Here is a 17,803-nt window from a genome sequence, read left to right on the forward strand (position 1 = left end):
TTGATTGGTTTTACTGTTCTTTTTTTAGATTTTCTACACGAGCTTTTAACTTCTGGCCCGGGCGAAACGTAACTACACGTCGAGCAGTAATTGGAATATCTTCACCGGTTTTCGGGTTACGACCAGGTCGTTCATTCTTGTCACGAAGATCAAAGTTACCAAAACCTGACAGTTTTACCTGTTCGCCACTTTCCAGTGCCTTACGAATCTCTTCAAAGAACACTTCCACCGTTTCCTTGGCGTCCCGTTTACTAAATCCTAATTTATCAAACAGGTTTTCTGCCAATTCGGCTTTTGTGAGCGCCATAAAACTTTCCTCAAAGCTATGTTAAACAATGCTACCTAGTGTAGCGCCAGAGCAGTTTTACCCTACCAATTCAACAACATATCGGGGTTACATCAGGAAGTGTATGACAAGCTTATGATTTTCGCCAACTTTTTTCTTTGCGAATAAAAGGAATGCCGATGTATAAATTATTGTTAAATAGCGACATTTCAATATTTTTTGTTTAGTGAATGCTTAATTACAAAAAATATCCAGTCAATATGACTAAACAATAATAACAAAACAACATTAATCACTATTTAATAAAAATATCAGAGATTGGCTATTTTACAGACACATGACATAAAACTTGTCGGTATTTCAGTGATTTGTATGTAACTTGATACGTAACAATTAGTTCAAAGGTACGACCACTCCATATAGCTAATGTGCTTTGAGAAAGCTTGATTTAATCCACGGTTCTCATTGTTTCACCATGACGCAATGCATGAAGGTTTGATACTGTGATTACCACTTAGTTGATTAACCAACTAAGCGCACATCTACCTCATATACACTAAGGCGACCATGATTAATCAGATCATTAATATTCTTTTTCCTGTGTTCGCTCTTGTCGGTGTGGGCTATCTTGTCGGGCGCTATATCAAACCTGATTTTCGCCCTATAAATCGAATTAATATCGATGTATTCACGCCAGCTCTAGTGTTTTCCTCATTAGTGAGCATGCCGCTCGACTCTGAACAAGGTCCCCTGCTCTTAGCCGCCATCATCGCGGTTTTAATTCCGGGGTTACTCATGATTCCGATTTGTAAAATCACCGGGCTAACATTTAAAGCTTGGGCTCCACCTCATATGTTTCGAAATAGCGGGAACCTTGCGATACCGTTGTTCACTTATACATTTGGCGAAGTTGCCCTTTCTTCTGCTGTACTGCTGTTTGTAGTATCAGCTTGCTTACATATCAGCGTAGGTGTGATGTTGTTAAGTAACGGTAATCCATTGAAACAAATCATGAAGATGCCAATTTTCTTATCGGCATCGCTCGCATTATGTTTGAACTTATCAGGTATTGGCGCGTGGACACCGTTGTATGAAGCAACAGCACTACTAGGGCAAGCCGCTGTTCCGGTAATGCTGCTTTCTCTTGGTTCACAAATGTGCAATCTAAGACTGGATGGATTAAAAGTTGGCGTTTTGTGTACCGTTCAATCGTTAACGACTGGCGCAATCGCGTTTGCAATCATTTATTGGTTTATTCCTTTACCAACCATGCAACTACAAATGATGGTGCTGTTCACCATGCTACCTCCTGCGGTCATGAATTATCTATTTGCAGAGCGACTGAATATCGAACCGATGACAGTGGCATCCATGGTGTTGTTTGGGAACTTCTTTAGCGTATTGACGTTGCCATTGCTCCTAAGTTACACGCTGTCGTTGGCGTAAGTGAACCTTGAGAGTCCATAGTTGCTGTTGGTAGGCAAACCTGAAGGTTTGGATTTTCGACACAATCTTTCTATGTAATCTTGTTTCACAATCTATGGTTGTATGTGCGGAATAGGCATAAAAAAACCCTGCCAACTTGGCAGGGTTTTCAGTCTCTTAAAAAGTTTGTTACGCTGCGTTAATTAGTCGCGCAGAGCTGCACCAAACTTCTCAGATACGTGAGCAACGATAGCATCAACCGCACCAGCGATGTCTGCATCTTCAAGCGTACGCTCAAGTGACTGTAGAGTCAGAGCGATAGCTAAGCTCTTCTTACCTTCTTCAACGCCTTTACCTACGTAAACGTCGAACAGCTTCGCATCTTTAAGGAACTCGCCACCTTGCTCTAGACAAGCGTTAACGATGTCACCAGATGCAACAGCTTCGTCCACGACTACTGCGATATCACGACGGTTTGAAGGGAACTTAGAAAGCGCTACCGCTTCTGGGATCACTTTGCTGTTGATTGCAGACCATTCGATTTCGAATACGATAGTGCGACCGTTTAGACCGAACTTACGCTCAAGCTCAGGGTGAACAGTACCGATCACGCCCACTTCTTTGCCATCTACGATGATTGCCGCAGATTGACCTGGGTGAAGAGCTGGGTTAGCTTTTTTGCTTTCAGGTGACAGTGCAGCGAAAGAGTACGCTTTTTCGTTAGCAGACAGTTCTAGAACTGCTTCTAGGTCGCCTTTAAGGTCGAAGAAATCAACCGTGTTAGCTTCGATATCCCAATGTTCTTCACCGCGAGTACCAGCGATAGCACCCGCTAGCATAGGCTCTTGGCGCATGCCGTTTTCTGAAGATTCACATGGGATGAAACGTAGGCCGTATTCGAATAGACGAACGCGTGGCTGTTGACGCTTCTGGTTGTGAACAACCGTGTTCAGCAGACCTTGGATAAGACCAAGACGCATTGCTGACATGTCTGCAGAAATTGGGTTTGGAAGTACTAGAGGCTCAACACCAGGTACAACTAGCTTTTGCTGCTCAGGCTCAACGAAGCTGTATGTGATTGCTTCGTGGTAACCACGGTCAACAAGAAGATCACGAACGCGTTTCAGTGGAAGATCCGCTTCAACGTGGTTGTGCATCTTAAGTGCTGCCGCTGGGTGTTGGTTAGGAATGTTGTCGTAACCGTAGATACGACCAACTTCTTCAATCAGGTCTTGTTCGATAGCGATATCGAAACGCCATGTTGGCGCTACTGCCATCCAACCTTCTTCTGAAGCTTCAACAGTCAAACCTAGGCGCTCTAGGATTTCTACCACGTCAGCATCAGCGATGTGGTGACCTAGTAGGTTGTCTAGTTTAGTGCGACGTAGAGCAACTTTGTTTGGCTTAGGTAGGTCTGCTTCAGACTCTACTGCAACAACAGGAGCTACTTCACCGCCACAGATTTCAACAAGAAGCTGAGTTGCACGCTCCATAGCGCTCACTTGTAGTGCGTAATCCACACCACGCTCGAAACGCATTGAAGAATCAGTGTGCAGACCGTAGCTACGTGCACGACCACGGATGTGGTCAGGCGCGAAGAATGCACACTCAAGTAGAACATCTTTAGTCTCAGTTGTTACACCAGACTCTTCACCACCAAAGATACCTGCGATTGCAAGTGCTTTGCTGTGGTCAGCTACAACTAATGTATCTGCGTTTAGTTCTGCTTCGCTGCCATCAAGAAGTGTTAGCTTCTCACCTTGCTCCGCCATACGAACTACGATGCCACCTTCGATCTTCGCTAGATCGAACGCGTGCATTGGTTGGCCTTGCTCTAGAAGCACGTAGTTAGTGATGTCTACTACAGGGTCGATAGAGCGGATACCACAACGACGCAATTTCTCTTGCATCCATAGTGGCGTTTCAGCTTGAACGTTTACGTTCTTAACCACACGACCTAGGTAACGTGGACATGCAGCAGGTGCTTTCACTTCGATAGACACTTTGTCTTCGATTGAAGCTGCTACTGCTTCTACTGATGGCTCAGTCACGTCAGCGCGGTTTAGTACGCCGACTTCACGAGCTAGACCACGAATGCTGAAACAGTCTGCGCGGTTTGCTGTTAGGTCTACGTCTACTGTTACGTCGTCTAGACCTAGGAATTCACGGAAATCGGTACCGATTACTGCGTCTTCTGCTAGCTCCATGATGCCGTCTGACTCAACGTCGATACCTAGTTCAGTGAATGAACAAAGCATGCCATGAGATGGTTGGCCACGTAGTTTCGCTTTTTTGATTTTGAAATCACCAGGAAGAACAGCACCAACTGTTGCTACTGCTACTTTCAGACCTTGGCGACAGTTGTGCGCGCCACAAACGATGTCTAGAAGCTCTTCTTCGCCAACATCAACTTTAGTTACGCGCAGTTTGTCTGCATCTGGGTGTTGACCACATTCAACAACGTGACCGACTTTAACGCCAGTAAAAGAACCAGCAACAGGAAGAACGTCGTCTACCTCTAGGCCGGCCATTGTAATTTGGTGAGTTAGCTCGTCAGTAGTAACCGCAGGGTTTACCCACTCACGAAGCCATGATTCGCTGAATTTCATGTTGATGAACCCTCTGGATTACTTGAACTGTTTAAGGAAACGAAGGTCGTTCTCGAAGAACGCACGTAGGTCGTTCACGCCGTAACGAAGCATTGTTAGACGCTCAACACCCATACCGAATGCGAAACCAGAGTATTTTTCAGGATCGATGCCTACGCTACGTAGTACGTTCGGGTGAACCATACCGCAGCCTAGTACTTCTAACCATTTACCATTTTTGCCTTTCACGTCTACTTCTGCTGAAGGCTCAGTGAATGGGAAGTAAGATGGACGGAAACGTACTTCTACTTCTTCTTCGAAGAAGTTGCATAGGAAATCGTGCAGAATGCCTTTCAGCTGTGCGAAGTTTACGTTCTCATCAACCAGCATACCTTCCACTTGGTGGAACATTGGGGTATGAGTTTGGTCGTAGTCGTTACGGTATACACGGCCCGGTGCGATGAAACGAAATGGTGGTTTACCATTTTCCATCGTACGGATCTGTACGCCTGACGTATGAGTACGAAGCATCAAATCTGGATTGAAGAAGAAAGTATCGTGGTCAGTACGCGCTGGGTGATCAGCGGCGATGTTTAGCGCATCGAAGTTGTGGAATGCATCTTCGATCTCTGGGCCTGCTTCGGTGTTAAAACCAAGTTCGCCAAAGAACTTCTCGATACGCTCTACAGTACGAGTTACTGGGTGTAAACCACCGTTTTCAATACGACGACCTGGTAGTGTTACGTCGATTGTTTCTTCTGCTAGTTTCGCTTCAAGCTCTGCACGTTGTAGTGCGTCTTTACGAGCTGCGATAGCTTGCTGAACTACGCCTTTCGCTTTGTTGATCTCTTGACCAGCTTCACGGCGCTCTTCTGGTGGTAGTTTACCTAGGCTTTGAAGTTGAGCAGTTAGCTCACCTTTTTTACCCAGATACTGAACACGCACTTCATCAAGTGCGACTAGCGATTCGGCAGCTTCAATTGCAGTGCTCGCGCTAGCAATGATCTCTTCTAGATGTTGCATCGTTTCCTCATCTACCTGTTGGTAGTGTCCATAAGGGAGTGATTGGTTTTTTGATAGCTGTACATAGTAGCCAAACCAGACACCAATGCCAAATTGAATTATGAAAAGAAGAGGTTATTGAATAAAAAGAACACAAAAACGTAAAAAAAGCACTGTTATCGAACTTAACAGTGTGCGAGCGCTTATGTAACAAGCACCAGTTTCATAAATAAGCTTACAAACATAGAAGGGGGAAATGCATTAACTTGGTAGCTGAATCTCACCATTCAAATCATTCTGCACTGATTAGTTTTGTCGGACAGAAACCGGCTCTTGCGTTACGTACTTTTGAACAGCCCGAACTCTATTTTTACCTTCTTGCTTCGCTAAATAAACGGATTCATCGGCTGCGCGAATCAAATCGGTGTACGTACTCATGTTTTCTGTTCGCTCTGCAACGCCAACACTGATGCTACCTCTCCACGGTTCATAACACGTTGGAACGAGCATTTGAGACACCTGTTTTCTTACCATTTCCGCAACATGTAACCCGCCGTCCAGTCCTGTGTCTGGACAAATAACAAAGAACTCATCACCTCCCAATCTGCACACGATATCATCGCTACGAAAATGATATTTAAGTGCTTGTGCAAGCTCGATTAACACCAAGTCCCCGGCCTCATGCCCACACGTGTCATTGACTTGTTTAAAATAATCCGCATCAATCATGATACAAACCAAAGGCAGTGTTTTGTGCTCCGTGTCATCCCAAAGCTTTTTCAACGTTTTGATTGCACTGCGTCGATTAGGAAGTTGAGTTAATGAGTCCGTTAATGACAGCGCTTCCAGCTGCTTATTTGCCGTTAACAACTGGTTCGTTCTTGCTTCTACTTTTTCTTCTAATTCCAAATTGAGTTTTAAGAGATCACGATTACGTTCGGACACTTGAGAAAACAGCGCATTGAGTGCTTCTAGTAATGGCTCGGTAGACGCGTTAGCTTGTTGCTCTTGTTCGCGATAAGCTTCTAAAGGAGAAACGCCTCGTTCGATGGCTTTGATCTGTTTCGCCATATTTTGATCGATGCCAAGAATGTGGTACGCCAACCAATGAATGAGAAAATCCAACAACTGCTCCGCTGATTGCCGATTATCTTCGTTAATAAAACTTTGCATGCTGACAATATCGCCCATAAAAGTGCGATGTACTTGAATATGCTTTTGGAGATGCTCGTGATGAATCCCCACTTCTCTCATTAAATTTTCCTCTTCTTTGAAGTGAAATTCGGCATAACGAGAGAGTTCAAATAACGCGCTCTGAATATCCGCTATCGAAATCGTGTTTCGCGTCAAAAGTTTGCCGTACTTATTAATAAACTCAACGAGATACTGGTGTTGATCGTCAACATCTTCGATTCCTGTTTCAAAATAGATGTCCCAACGAAATGAATTCAACGTTACTACTCCCAATATCAATGAGTCTATATCAAGTCACCATGCCGCAACCTGAAATACCACAATAAATATAGGGAATAGTAACGATAAAAGTTTTCTAACGCCTCACTGAGTAGTCAAAATAATGACAAAGATCTCCATGATGGATTATTTTCGCTAAGCAATTCAGCAAATCTAAAAATAATACTGTATAGAGAGCTCAATAAAATCGTCGTCTCGAGCAAAATAAAGTAAATCTGTCGGCGTATCATTTTTAAATAACCACGCATCAACTTGCCACTTCAGATGGTTCGATATTCTGCTAGAGGCTTCTAACTTTGCGTTATAAACATCTGAGTTATCCAAATCTTGCGTAATCCCAGTGAGAATTTCAGTTCCATCCTCATCATTTAAGGCAAAGCGGACACCTGCAAACACATCATTTTGACCGATGTTCTGTGCGTTATTTCCCCGACTATCATAGAGGTACTCTCCAATAAGGCCGACATCCCAAACCGTATCAAAAGCGCCGACGATGGTATATTCGAAACCCGTCACCACGCCAACATGATGGTCATAACTATCCCGATATACACTTTCAAGCTTCCATAACCAATCTCCGACAATGCCTTGAACATCAATACCGACATGACTCATCAGCGCATAATATGGTTTGAGTTCACCTTGCTCGAATCGAAAATAGGGATCTCGATTGGTCCCGTACAAATAGCTCAAACCAATATCCCAATCACCCAGCATTTTGGAATATCGAAATGCCACATCAATGTATTTCTCTTCCCTACTCGATTCATAAATAGCGTTGTCAGAAACAACAGGCTCCGTACGTAAACGTCCGTCTTGACCAGCAAAAGTACGCTCCCGAAAATAAGGAAGTACCATGGCATGAAAAGCGCCCCAATCTTTAATCGCCGTAAAATGTACCATTGGCTGACCCAGTTTATCTTCGCTATCAACCGCTTCCACGGCATCTGTTTGGTTCACAACATCAACCAGATGCGCGGACTCGGTGACGCCCCAAAACACTTTACTGATCCCAACTCTAAGCTCGTAATCATCCCAATACGTGAGAAAAAGCGCTTCTCTAATGTCACCGTGGGTTCTTTCATCATCGAGGCTATCGACTCGAAAAAACGGTGTGAAGGTGAAGCTACTCTCTCCGCTTTGGAAGTCCCAGTAAAGTTCAGGCTGAACTACAACAGAGCTTTGGCCTTTACTCTGCCCTTGCAGCCCTTGAGAGAGAAATTGTCGATGCTCCACATTCAATTGCCCCGCAAGCTCAAATGCGAACAGCGAGGGCGTTACCAACATCGCGAGTATTCCGCCAAGTTGGTTTACTCCTTTGCCCATATTCATACCACTCCCTTATTTAACTCGCTTGAGCACGTTTTTGTTGAAGTCGTTCTCTTCCAACCCTGTTTGAAAGCGCAAATCGCTAGTGTTCAATTCTGTACTTTTGCCAGTTTGGTGATTCGTCATTGCCATGGTATGTGCACGCCAATATTTATCGAGGTACTGCTTATAATTAGCGAAAGTTAGAGTTTTCAATAACGCGCCTTTTCGGTCGTAAAACTCGATTTTGAGAGGGCGATAATGCGCCTTGTCAAGCCATACTACCTGCTTGGTATAACCGGAGTTCTTGTCCGTTGGGATTTGCTCTAGAACGAATACGTCTTGCCCGTTAAACTTCTCATCCTTGAGGTGGTTAAAGCGGTATTTTTCGATTTCAAATGAACTCAAGTCTTCATACGCAAACTCGCTTCCCATAAACGGGCCCGACTTATTACGTGACGAAATTCGCTTTACTCGCTTTAAGGCAGGTAAATACAACCATTGGTCATCCGCACCAATGGTATGAGAATGGTTGAGAAAAGCCGTGCCCGTGACATCCCGAGGCTGGTCAAAAATGGTCAGCCCTTTGTCGCCATCCCCTTCAACTTCGAGAGATTTCAATCGCATAAGACGCGTACTGCTTTCACCTTGTGCGTTCTTTAAAATCATCTCCATGGTTGCGATAGAGTCGCCCCAACCTTCATCTCTTGCTTTTCGCTCCTGAGCAATTTCTAGCCCTTTATCTTCATTCGCATAAGTGAATGGCGATGCAACTAGCGAAGCCGACAACATCAAAACTTGCAATACGTGGTTCATTTTTTTCATGGTTCAATTCCTTTTAATTCTGAGTTATGACTGAGTTGCCGTGATGGTGGACGACGCTTTCAAGCGCGCGTTATCAGACGGACTTTTTTGTAAGTACGCTTTTTTATCGAATAGCATTAGTAAGGTTGGGAGGAATAAGAAGTCCACAACCAAAGCGATGAAGATAACAATGGCGCTGAGTTGCCCCATATCCGCATTCAGCCTGAAGCTAGACATTGCCAATACAGAAAAACCTGCCACTAAAACCACCGTAGTGATCCACAGTGCGCGGCCAACGGTATGAAAGGCGTAACGAACGGCTTGCTCTGCAGTTTGCCCCTCGCGGCGCGCTCTTTGATATTTGGAAAGGAAGTGAACGGCATCATCGACCACAATCCCAAGCGTCAATGTCACAACAACGGATAAGCCGAGGTTGATTTCACCCGATATCAGTGCCCACAAACCAAAGCCAATGACCGCTGGCGCAATATTGGGCATCAAACTAATTAGCCCTAATCTCACGGAGCGAAGTGCAAAAATCAGCAAGGCAGAAATTAAAATAAGCGTGATCGGTAAAGTGGACAGCATGCTAGCCATATTCGTCTCTCCAATATGGGCGAACATTAATGACGGGCTTGATGCAACCACTTGATACTGAGGGGCATGCTCTGCAAACCATTGATAGATTCTGTTTTCTAAATCGACCAGTTCCACACTGCCGAGGTTTGCCACGGTCAACACCATTTTGATCGAGGATTTATCGACATTGATTTGATTATTGAGGTCAAGGCCGTACGGCAAAGACATTTCGTAAAGCAGTAGATATTGCGCTGCGAGCTCTCGCTCTTGAGGGAGCGAGTAATACGCCTCATCATCACCATGCATGTTCTTGTTGAGACGCTTATAAACATCTGCCAATGTCGCAACATGGTCTGTTTCAGGCTGGCCTCGTAGCCAACTAGAAAACTCACCTATCGTGTTAAGAAAATCAGGAGCGGCAATACCTTGAGACTCGTTGGTTTTAATCGCAATGCTGATGTTGGTCATGCCGCTGATTCGCTCTTCCATAAAATCAGCAGCCTGACGAAACTCGTTACGTTGACCAAAATACTCTACCGATTCGTCATTCACCTTGTTAAGTGGGATAAGACTCGCGCACACGACAATGACAGCAACCGAAAGTGGCAACAAGGCTCTTCGTTGCGAAACCACAAAGTCACCTAAGCGATCCATGACATGTTTTTGGTCTTGTGACGTTTCCATTTTTACGTGGATAGGCAGCAACTTGAGCAACGCTGGCAACAAGGTAACGGAAAGAAAACAGGCGACCATAACACCTAAAGCAGACAAGTTACCGAAGTCTCGCAGGACAGGAGAATCGGACATATTCATCATCAAGAAGCCAATCGCGGTTGTTACGGATGTAATCAGAATAGGCACGAAATTCAAAGCGATACTGCGCTCGATTGACTGCACTTTCGTGAACCCGTTTTTCATTGATTGACGCATGGTCGCAATCACATGAACACAGTCAGCAACCGCAAGCGTCATGATCAACGTTGGAACATTTACCGTCGCAGTGCTTAAGAACATTCCAGCCCAACCGGAAATGCCCATGGTCGCCATCACAGAACCAATGATGACAATCAGCGTCGCTATCACACTTAGAATGGAACGCAGCATGATAGTCAAAAAGACCAAAATCACAACGAGCATGGTTGGCACTAATGTCGAGCTGTCATCTTGCGCAGCAGTCATAAAAGCGTGGTTCATAGCAATAATGCCCGCTTTATGAAAAGTCACGTCAGGATACGCGCGTTGGTAGCGGTCAATCATGGCATTGATACTCGACACCACCTCCTCCACTTCTGCGGTCTTATCCATCTCGGGCAACTGGACAGTAATATTCACCACGGTGACATCGCCTTTCTCTGACACCAATGCGCTTTTTAAAACAGGCTCACTGAGTGCAATGCTTTTGACCTTGGAAATTCGATCTGGGGTCAGTTCGTATTCACTGTACAGAAGATCTTCAACCAACAGATCATCGTCAAAGGCTTCTGTGTGTTGATAGTTAGCGATAGAGTCAACACGGCTCGAGTATGGGACTTGCCAAGCGTCGACTGTTATTTTCTGGATAAGAGACAAGGTCTGCGGGGTAAAAATGTCGCCATCTTCAGGCGCGATGACGATGGCAAGGTTGTCCGTTTTTGCGAACGTGGTTTGGATTTCATCAAACGCAAGCAGTTGCTTGTTAGTACCATCAAAGAAAATGTCGTAATCTCCTCTGAAATACAGGTTTTTACCTCCTATTGTAGCGACAATAATCAAGAAAATAGTTGCTAGTAGAACGAGCAAACTGTATTTGGTGGGTATCTTCCCCAAACCAATTCCTTGGTGTTGCTGAGCTTTACGGTGTGGCATCACCCTCTCCTTTGTGACGTTTCGTCAAATTTAAAAACTAAAAAAATCAGCCAGCGCTGTTTTCTAGTTTTTACGTAACTTTTCAAATGCCTCTCTAGGTTCTTCACCTTAAGCATCATCTTTTAAGTCAAATATTGACGATTCGTCACTTTAGTGTGATAAAAAAGCCAATCATCGTTTGGATTGGCTTCCGTAACCGATTTAGCGGTTCACTGTTTCTAAGTAAGCAATCTCTTCGCTAAAGAGTTCCTGTTCTACTCGACGCCAGGTTTTCCGATAGTCCCACTCTGTAGAAAGTGGCGCCCAACCTAAGCCGTCTAATAACATATTCGCATTGTGCAACACAGAAAATGGGTCTTGGATTCGTTGTATACAGCGACTATTCGATGCGTTTTGCGCAAGCGCGTTAGAACCAAATGCGATAGACCAGTTAGCAAACACAATAGCATCCGCACCTATAGCAGGAGAAAACTTTAGATCTCCGCACTCTACTGCATTATTGACCAACGCATCTGCACCGGAAATCACTTCTTCTTCTAGCCGATTCAGCTCATTCAAACGTTCAGGTGATGCTTTTTCCAACACCCAAGGCGTTTTAGCTACAATCGCGCAAGTCGACAGCACTGGCTCCATTCGAGCGTAAATACGATAGCCTACATGCATCGCAATAATTTTCTCTCGAGTATTGCCATCGAAGTTTGCCGTGCGCTCGAAAAATATCGCTTCGCTTTTTAACGAATGGATACAAAGCGCAAGTATTACGTCTTCTTTGCTGCAAAAATGATTGTAGATGGTGCCCTTAGAGTAAGAGCTAGCCGAGGTCAGCTTATCCATAGTGAGGTTCGCAAACCCCTGCTCTTGGACGAGTGACTTAGCCAGTTGAATAAGCTCAACTTCTCTATCCGCAATCGCTTGTTGCTTTTTGGTTAGCCCGGACGAGACACGACACCCGTCTCGCTTACCATCCTTTTTACAGCGAAAGTTAAACATAATCCTTTGATCCGTATACCCACACACTCCTGATAATTGTAACACGATTATGTAAAACAGGAACGTCACCATTTTTGACGAACCGTCATAATTGACACTTCGTCATAATAGATCAAAAAACAAACATTACAAGTATGAATTTATCCATAACGAAAAATTACAAAAATCTATAGTTTTATCATTAAAATGCAAAAACAAAGGCTAGACAAACTGATGTGCTGAAGATTTAGGCGAGAGATAGACGTTAAGCCAAGAGCTTACAAACTCGATATTTCCCAATACCTAAGATGCAAGCCATTGGCTCTGAGAGATAAGTGAATGGATTAAATTGAAAGGCTTGGTTTATCCCCTGCTGCTGCAATTGCGTAGCGAATATCGTCAATAAAACGAGATTCTGTTTCTACAATTCCATCAGAGAATGTCACTGGTTGATGTGGCCCAGCAAGTAGAACTACGTTTGTGAAGTCGGAAACATTAAAGTTTTCAGCGACAACATTCTTCGAGTGAAAATCAATCACCGTTTTCGCTACTTGATCTTCAAGCTCCAGCAACTGTTCTTCCGTAATTTTCATTCGCGCCAAAGCAACACGAACGCATTTATCATGTGTCGTTGTTTGCTCTTTGATTATCTCGGTGTACTTATCGTTTAACTTCGAGTTTTCTGCGTAGCTGTAGTACAGCGGGCCGTGCAACGTAATACTTTTGTTTTCATCTACGTAAACAAGGTCTAGCAACTCTAGTGCACCCAGATAATCAGACATGCTTTGCTCTGATAAGTCGTATTTCTTCTTTAAAATTGTGTATCCATCTTTTCCGCGCAACATCCTCAGTTCACGATAAAAATCGTAAAGATGTGGGAACTGAAAAAACACTTCATCTTGTGTTCGACTAAAATAATCTTCATCTTCACCTTGCAACTGATTGGCTAACTTTTGCAATTCATCCAATGTACAGTCAATCGCACGACAGTATTCAAGCAGTTTATCTAACGCGAGGTTGGTACTGGTTAAATGTCTCTTAAAAGTGGACAATGGCATGCCCATTTTTTCAGATAGCTCTCGATATGTTAGCCCCTTTGTTTTAATCGCTTGTCGTAAAGCGGCTAGCAAATATTCGGGAGTCAGATCTCTCATCTACTATTCCTTTTGGCAATGTTACAGCTTTATAATATTTGTAACAATTTAGAGCTTATTAGCAAGCTATAAGTTCATATTTTTATAATAAATTCTTGAATTAATATACCAACAACACCATTCAACACGCAAATGACATAACTCAAAAGACATTGAACTTGGTTATATATATCTAAGTCATTTAATAATAAAAGAAATAAAATCAGTTTACCTGATCGCAATTTGTATGGCTTAGATAATTAAAACAAGAAGATAACACCAGATCACATAACTAGTTTTAGAATATTCACCCTACTTAAAGCCAGCCAATAAAATGAATAAAAATTCACACTCACAAAAAAGCCCTAGGATTAGAATTTGAGTTTTTTTAACATTTAGGAGTGAAGCTATGGCTTACTCAAACCACTTGAGGGAGAGTCTAAAGAAGGCGAAGAACCGATGTAGCCTCGCCAATCAAAAGCAATTCTATTCCACGAGCTTTACAGCGGTACCAAAAGCAAGGATTTCAGATGAACCATCGACAATTGAGCTTGTAGTAAAGCGAATTCCTACAATCGCATCAGCGCCTTTCTGGTTCGCTTGCTCGACCATACGTTGAATAGCAATGTCACGTGCTTCGGTCATCATTTCGGTGTATCCGCGGATCTCTCCACCAACAATGCTTTTTAGACCAGCCATTAGGTCTCTGCCTATATGCTTAGATTGAACAACGTTGCCCGTCACCACTCCTCTGACTTCTGCTATTTCCTTGCCTGGAATCGTATCTGTTGTTGTGTAAATCATGTCGTGCCCTTAATTCTATGAAGTAAATACAGTACGTTACCACCAAGCCTTTAAATATGAAATCAAGATAGTGTTAGTAAGTTATATAGAAGTGGCTGTGCGTGAATACCTTTATTGAAAGTATTCAATGTGAGAGGAGTGTAACCAGAAGTGATGCAAACAAGTAAAAAAACGCACAGAAGAGAAATTACAGATAATAAAAAAGGAGAGCAAATGCTCTCCTTTCCTTAAACCTAAACTGCTAATTAAAGAGCAGCTTTCGCTTTTTCAACTAGAACTGCAAATGCAGCTTTGTCGAATACTGCGATGTCCGCAAGGATCTTACGGTCGATCTCGATAGATGCTTTCTTAAGACCGTTGATGAAACGGCTGTAAGATAGACCATTTTGACGAGATGCCGCGTTGATACGTGCAATCCATAGTTGACGGAATTGACGTTTCTTAGCGCGACGGTCACGGTAAGCGTATTGACCAGCTTTAGTAACTGCTTGGAAAGCTACGCGGTAAACACGTGAACGTGCACCGTAGTAACCTTTAGCTTGTTTTAGAACTTTCTTATGACGTGCACGAGCTTGTACACCACGTTTTACGCGAGGCATTATGCTTCTCCTAAACTAAACGATTGATAACTAAAAAGAATTAAGCGTATGGCAACATACGGATTACTGCAGCCACTTCACAACGTGGAAGGATTGCATTTGGACGTAGTTGACGCTTGTTCTTAGTAGTACGCTTAGTCAGGATGTGACGTTTAGTAGCGTGCTTGTACTTAATACCACCAGCAGTTTTCTTAAAACGCTTAGCAGCACCTTTGTTGGTTTTCATCTTAGGCATGATGAATAACTCCGCATTGAGTAGTTTAATAAACAATGTAATTAGGGCGAACAAAACCCATCCGTTGCCTTTTATTCAAAGGGAAACGGCTGGGTTTCAATTACTTTATGAGCCGTTAATTACTTCTTTTTAGGGGCTAGCACCATGATCATCTGACGACCTTCAATACGGCTAGGGAAAGCTTCTACTACAGCAATTTCTGCAGTGTCTTCTTTCAAGCGGTTTAGAACGTCGACACCGATGTCTTGGTGTGCCATCTCTCGGCCACGGAAGCGAATTGTTACCTTCACTTTGTTGCCTTCTTCAAGGAAACGCGTCAGGTTGCGTAGTTTTACCTGATAGTCTCCAATATCAGTTCCAGGACGGAATTTTACTTCCTTGATCTGGACCTGCTTTTGCTTCTTCTTCTGCTCTTTAGCAGATTTGCTCTTCTCGAAGAGGAACTTACCATAGTCCATCACACGACAAACTGGTGGCTCGGCGTTAGGGCTGATCTCAACGAGATCCATACCAGCTTCTTCAGCAGCTGCAATGGCTTCTTGAATCGATACAACACCAACTGATTCACCGTCAGCGCCTGTTAGTCGAACTTCACGAATACCACGAATTTCACCGTTGATACGGTGCGGGTTTTGTTTTACCGGCTGTTGGCCACGTCTTCCGCCTTTAATAGCTTATTCCTCCAGATTGAGCTTACGGCTAGAGATCTCGTCTTGGATGTATGCGATGAAGTCATCCACTTTAAATTTACCAAGATCTTTGCCTTTACGAGTACGTACTGCAATTTCGCCAGCTTCCATTTCTTGGTCACCAACAACAAGCATATACGGTACACGCTTCAAAGTATGTTCGCGGATTTTAAAGCCAATCTTCTCATTTCTCAAGTCCGCTTTAGCTCTAATTCCACTTTTTTGTAGTTTTTGTACGATTTCTTGAACATAACCTGACTGTTTATCAGTAATGTTCATAAGAACTGCTTGTTCTGGCGCCAACCAAGTTGGGAAGAAACCAGCATATTCTTCGATAAGGATACCGATGAAACGTTCTAGAGAACCTAGAATTGCACGGTGAATCATTACCGGAACAAGACGTTCGTTGTTTTCACCTACGTAAGTTGCACCTAGGCGACCAGGTAGGTTGAAGTCTAGCTGAACTGTACCACATTGCCATGCACGGTCTAGACAGTCATATAGCGTAAACTCGATCTTAGGACCGTAGAATGCACCCTCGCCTTCTTGAATCTCGTATGGAATTTCCATTGATTCTAGAGACTGTTTCAATGCTTCTTCAGATTGATCCCAGATTTCATCTGAACCTACACGTTTTTCTGGACGAGTAGACAGTTTCACTACGATGTTGTCAAAACCAAATGTTTGGTACGTATCGTAAACCATCTTAATACAGCTTGTTACTTCCTCTTGGATTTGACTCTCAGTACAGAAAATGTGAGCGTCATCCTGAGTAAAGCCACGTACACGCATAATGCCGTGTAGTGCGCCAGATGGTTCGTTACGGTGACATGAGCCAAACTCTGCCATACGTAGCGGAAGATCACGGTACGATTTCAGACCTTGGTTAAAGATCTGAACGTGACCAGGACAGTTCATTGGTTTGATTGCGTATTCACGGTTTTCAGAAGAAGTTGTGAACATCGCGTCTGCGTATTTATCCCAGTGACCAGAACGTTCCCAAAGAACGCGGTCCATCATTAGTGGGCCTTTCACTTCTTGGTAGTCGTATTCGTTTAGTTTGTCACGAACGAACACTTCTAGATCACGGAAGATAGACCAACCATTGTGATGCCAGAACACCATACCCGGTGCTTCTTGTTGCATGTGGAATAGGTCTAATTGCTTACCGATTTTACGGTGGTCACGCTTCGCCGCTTCTTCTAGACGAGTTAGGTGCGCTTTCAGTGCTTTCTTATCGTGGAAAGCAGTACCGTAGATACGTTGAAGCATTTTGTTGTCGCTGTTACCACGCCAGTAAGCGCCTGCAACATTCAATAAAGTGAAGTGTTGACAGAAGCCCATGTTAGGAACGTGAGGACCACGACACATGTCAATGTATTCTTCATGGTGGTATAGGCCCGGACGATCATCACGAGATACGTTTTCGTCTAGGATTTCCACTTTGTACGGTTCACCACGTGATTCAAATGTATCACGTGCTTCCTGCCAGCTTACTTTTTTCTTAACAACTTCGTACTTGGTTTTCGCAAGTTCTTTCATGCGCTTTTCGATCTTTTCAAGATCTTCTTGCGTTAGAGACTCGTCTAGGTCGATGTCGTAGTAGAAGCCATTGTCGATGGTAGGACCAATCGCCATTTTAGCTTGTGGGTATAGCTGTTTTAGAGCGTGACCAAGAAGGTGAGCACAAGAGTGACGAACGATTTCTAGACCGTCAACTTCATCTTTTACTGTGATGATTTCTAGGCTTGCGTCTTCTTCAATTAGATCACACGCATCAACGCGGTTACCGTTAACACGACCAGCAATCGTTGCTTTTGCAAGACCGGGACCGATCGATTGCGCAACTTCCATTGTAGATACTGGGTTGTCAAATTGACGCTGACTGCCGTCAGGAAGAGTAATAATAGGCATGCTATGTCCTTTACAGTGGTGTTGCATACCAAGCAACACATGTTATTCAAATTTAGAAGCTATTTGTTGATAAATAGTTGAGAAGCGATAGAGGTCGCTCAGTAACACGAATACCGGACCGCTATCGGAAGAGCGATTGTACCTAGCTCA

15 protein-coding genes are annotated in these 17,803 nt (G+C 43.7%); 1 reads left to right on the plus strand and 14 read right to left on the minus strand.

Annotated elements, in window-relative coordinates; translation table 11 throughout:
- Window positions 1-10: 10 nt before the first annotated feature.
- Window positions 11-307, minus strand: coding sequence for an integration host factor subunit alpha (gene ihfA, locus BIW15_RS15050; RefSeq protein WP_005462650.1), 297 nt, complete (start codon window positions 305-307; stop codon window positions 11-13).
- A 546-nt stretch (window positions 308-853) separates the two neighbouring features.
- Here ihfA and BIW15_RS15055 point away from each other — a divergent pair.
- A complete protein-coding gene (locus BIW15_RS15055) occupies window positions 854-1,732 on the plus strand; it encodes an AEC family transporter (protein WP_021453198.1) in 879 nt (292 codons plus the stop codon).
- 182 nt (window positions 1,733-1,914) lie between these two features.
- Here the strand turns inward: BIW15_RS15055 and pheT are convergent, their stop codons facing one another.
- The 13 genes from pheT to thrS all read right to left on the minus strand — a co-directional run bounded on the left by pheT (window position 1,915) and on the right by thrS (window position 17,653).
- Window positions 1,915-4,320 (minus strand): phenylalanine--tRNA ligase subunit beta, encoded by a 2,406-nt coding sequence (gene pheT, locus BIW15_RS15060; protein WP_069493911.1) that lies wholly within the window; start codon window positions 4,318-4,320, stop codon window positions 1,915-1,917.
- 18 nt (window positions 4,321-4,338) lie between these two features.
- Entirely contained in the window at window positions 4,339-5,322 is a 984-nt protein-coding gene (pheS, locus tag BIW15_RS15065; protein WP_015296599.1) for a phenylalanine--tRNA ligase subunit alpha, read from the minus strand.
- A 285-nt stretch (window positions 5,323-5,607) separates the two neighbouring features.
- A complete protein-coding gene (locus BIW15_RS15070) occupies window positions 5,608-6,753 on the minus strand; it encodes a GGDEF domain-containing protein (RefSeq protein WP_029829941.1) in 1,146 nt (381 codons plus the stop codon).
- A 174-nt stretch (window positions 6,754-6,927) separates the two neighbouring features.
- Window positions 6,928-8,100 (minus strand): hypothetical protein, encoded by a 1,173-nt coding sequence (locus BIW15_RS15075; RefSeq protein WP_179115295.1) that lies wholly within the window; start codon window positions 8,098-8,100, stop codon window positions 6,928-6,930.
- A 15-nt stretch (window positions 8,101-8,115) separates the two neighbouring features.
- The gene (locus tag BIW15_RS15080; RefSeq protein ID WP_031849010.1) at window positions 8,116-8,907 is read right to left on the minus strand and encodes an outer membrane lipoprotein-sorting protein; all 792 of its coding nucleotides are present in this window, start codon (window positions 8,905-8,907) and stop codon (window positions 8,116-8,118) included.
- A 24-nt stretch (window positions 8,908-8,931) separates the two neighbouring features.
- Complete coding sequence (locus tag BIW15_RS15085) at window positions 8,932-11,310, minus strand: RND family transporter (protein WP_069493912.1); 2,379 nt, start codon at window positions 11,308-11,310, stop codon at window positions 8,932-8,934.
- Window positions 11,311-11,511: 201 nt separating this feature from the next.
- The gene (locus BIW15_RS15090) at window positions 11,512-12,300 is read right to left on the minus strand and encodes a TetR/AcrR family transcriptional regulator (RefSeq protein ID WP_005462636.1); all 789 of its coding nucleotides are present in this window, start codon (window positions 12,298-12,300) and stop codon (window positions 11,512-11,514) included.
- A 323-nt stretch (window positions 12,301-12,623) separates the two neighbouring features.
- Window positions 12,624-13,433, minus strand: coding sequence for a helix-turn-helix transcriptional regulator (locus BIW15_RS15095; protein ID WP_005462617.1), 810 nt, complete (start codon window positions 13,431-13,433; stop codon window positions 12,624-12,626).
- A gap of 465 nt (window positions 13,434-13,898) precedes the next feature.
- On the minus strand, window positions 13,899-14,216 hold the full coding sequence (locus tag BIW15_RS15100) for a heavy metal-binding domain-containing protein (RefSeq protein ID WP_005462608.1): 318 nt from the start codon (window positions 14,214-14,216) through the stop codon (window positions 13,899-13,901).
- A gap of 245 nt (window positions 14,217-14,461) precedes the next feature.
- Window positions 14,462-14,815 carry a 50S ribosomal protein L20 gene (rplT, locus tag BIW15_RS15105; protein WP_004727974.1) on the minus strand — a complete coding sequence of 118 codons (354 nt, stop codon included), beginning with the start codon at window positions 14,813-14,815 and terminating at the stop codon, window positions 14,462-14,464.
- Between the two features lie 40 nt (window positions 14,816-14,855).
- Window positions 14,856-15,050 (minus strand): 50S ribosomal protein L35, encoded by a 195-nt coding sequence (rpmI, locus tag BIW15_RS15110; RefSeq protein ID WP_005462620.1) that lies wholly within the window; start codon window positions 15,048-15,050, stop codon window positions 14,856-14,858.
- A 119-nt stretch (window positions 15,051-15,169) separates the two neighbouring features.
- A complete protein-coding gene (gene infC / locus BIW15_RS15115) occupies window positions 15,170-15,721 on the minus strand; it encodes a translation initiation factor IF-3 (protein ID WP_071651979.1) in 552 nt (183 codons plus the stop codon).
- A 3-nt stretch (window positions 15,722-15,724) separates the two neighbouring features.
- On the minus strand, window positions 15,725-17,653 hold the full coding sequence (gene thrS, locus BIW15_RS15120; protein WP_005490070.1) for a threonine--tRNA ligase: 1,929 nt from the start codon (window positions 17,651-17,653) through the stop codon (window positions 15,725-15,727).
- Window positions 17,654-17,803: the final 150 nt, after the last annotated feature.

The sequence above is a fragment of the Vibrio sp. SALL6 genome (genome assembly GCF_002002385.1).
Classification (GTDB): Bacteria; Pseudomonadota; Gammaproteobacteria; order Enterobacterales; family Vibrionaceae; genus Vibrio; species Vibrio parahaemolyticus.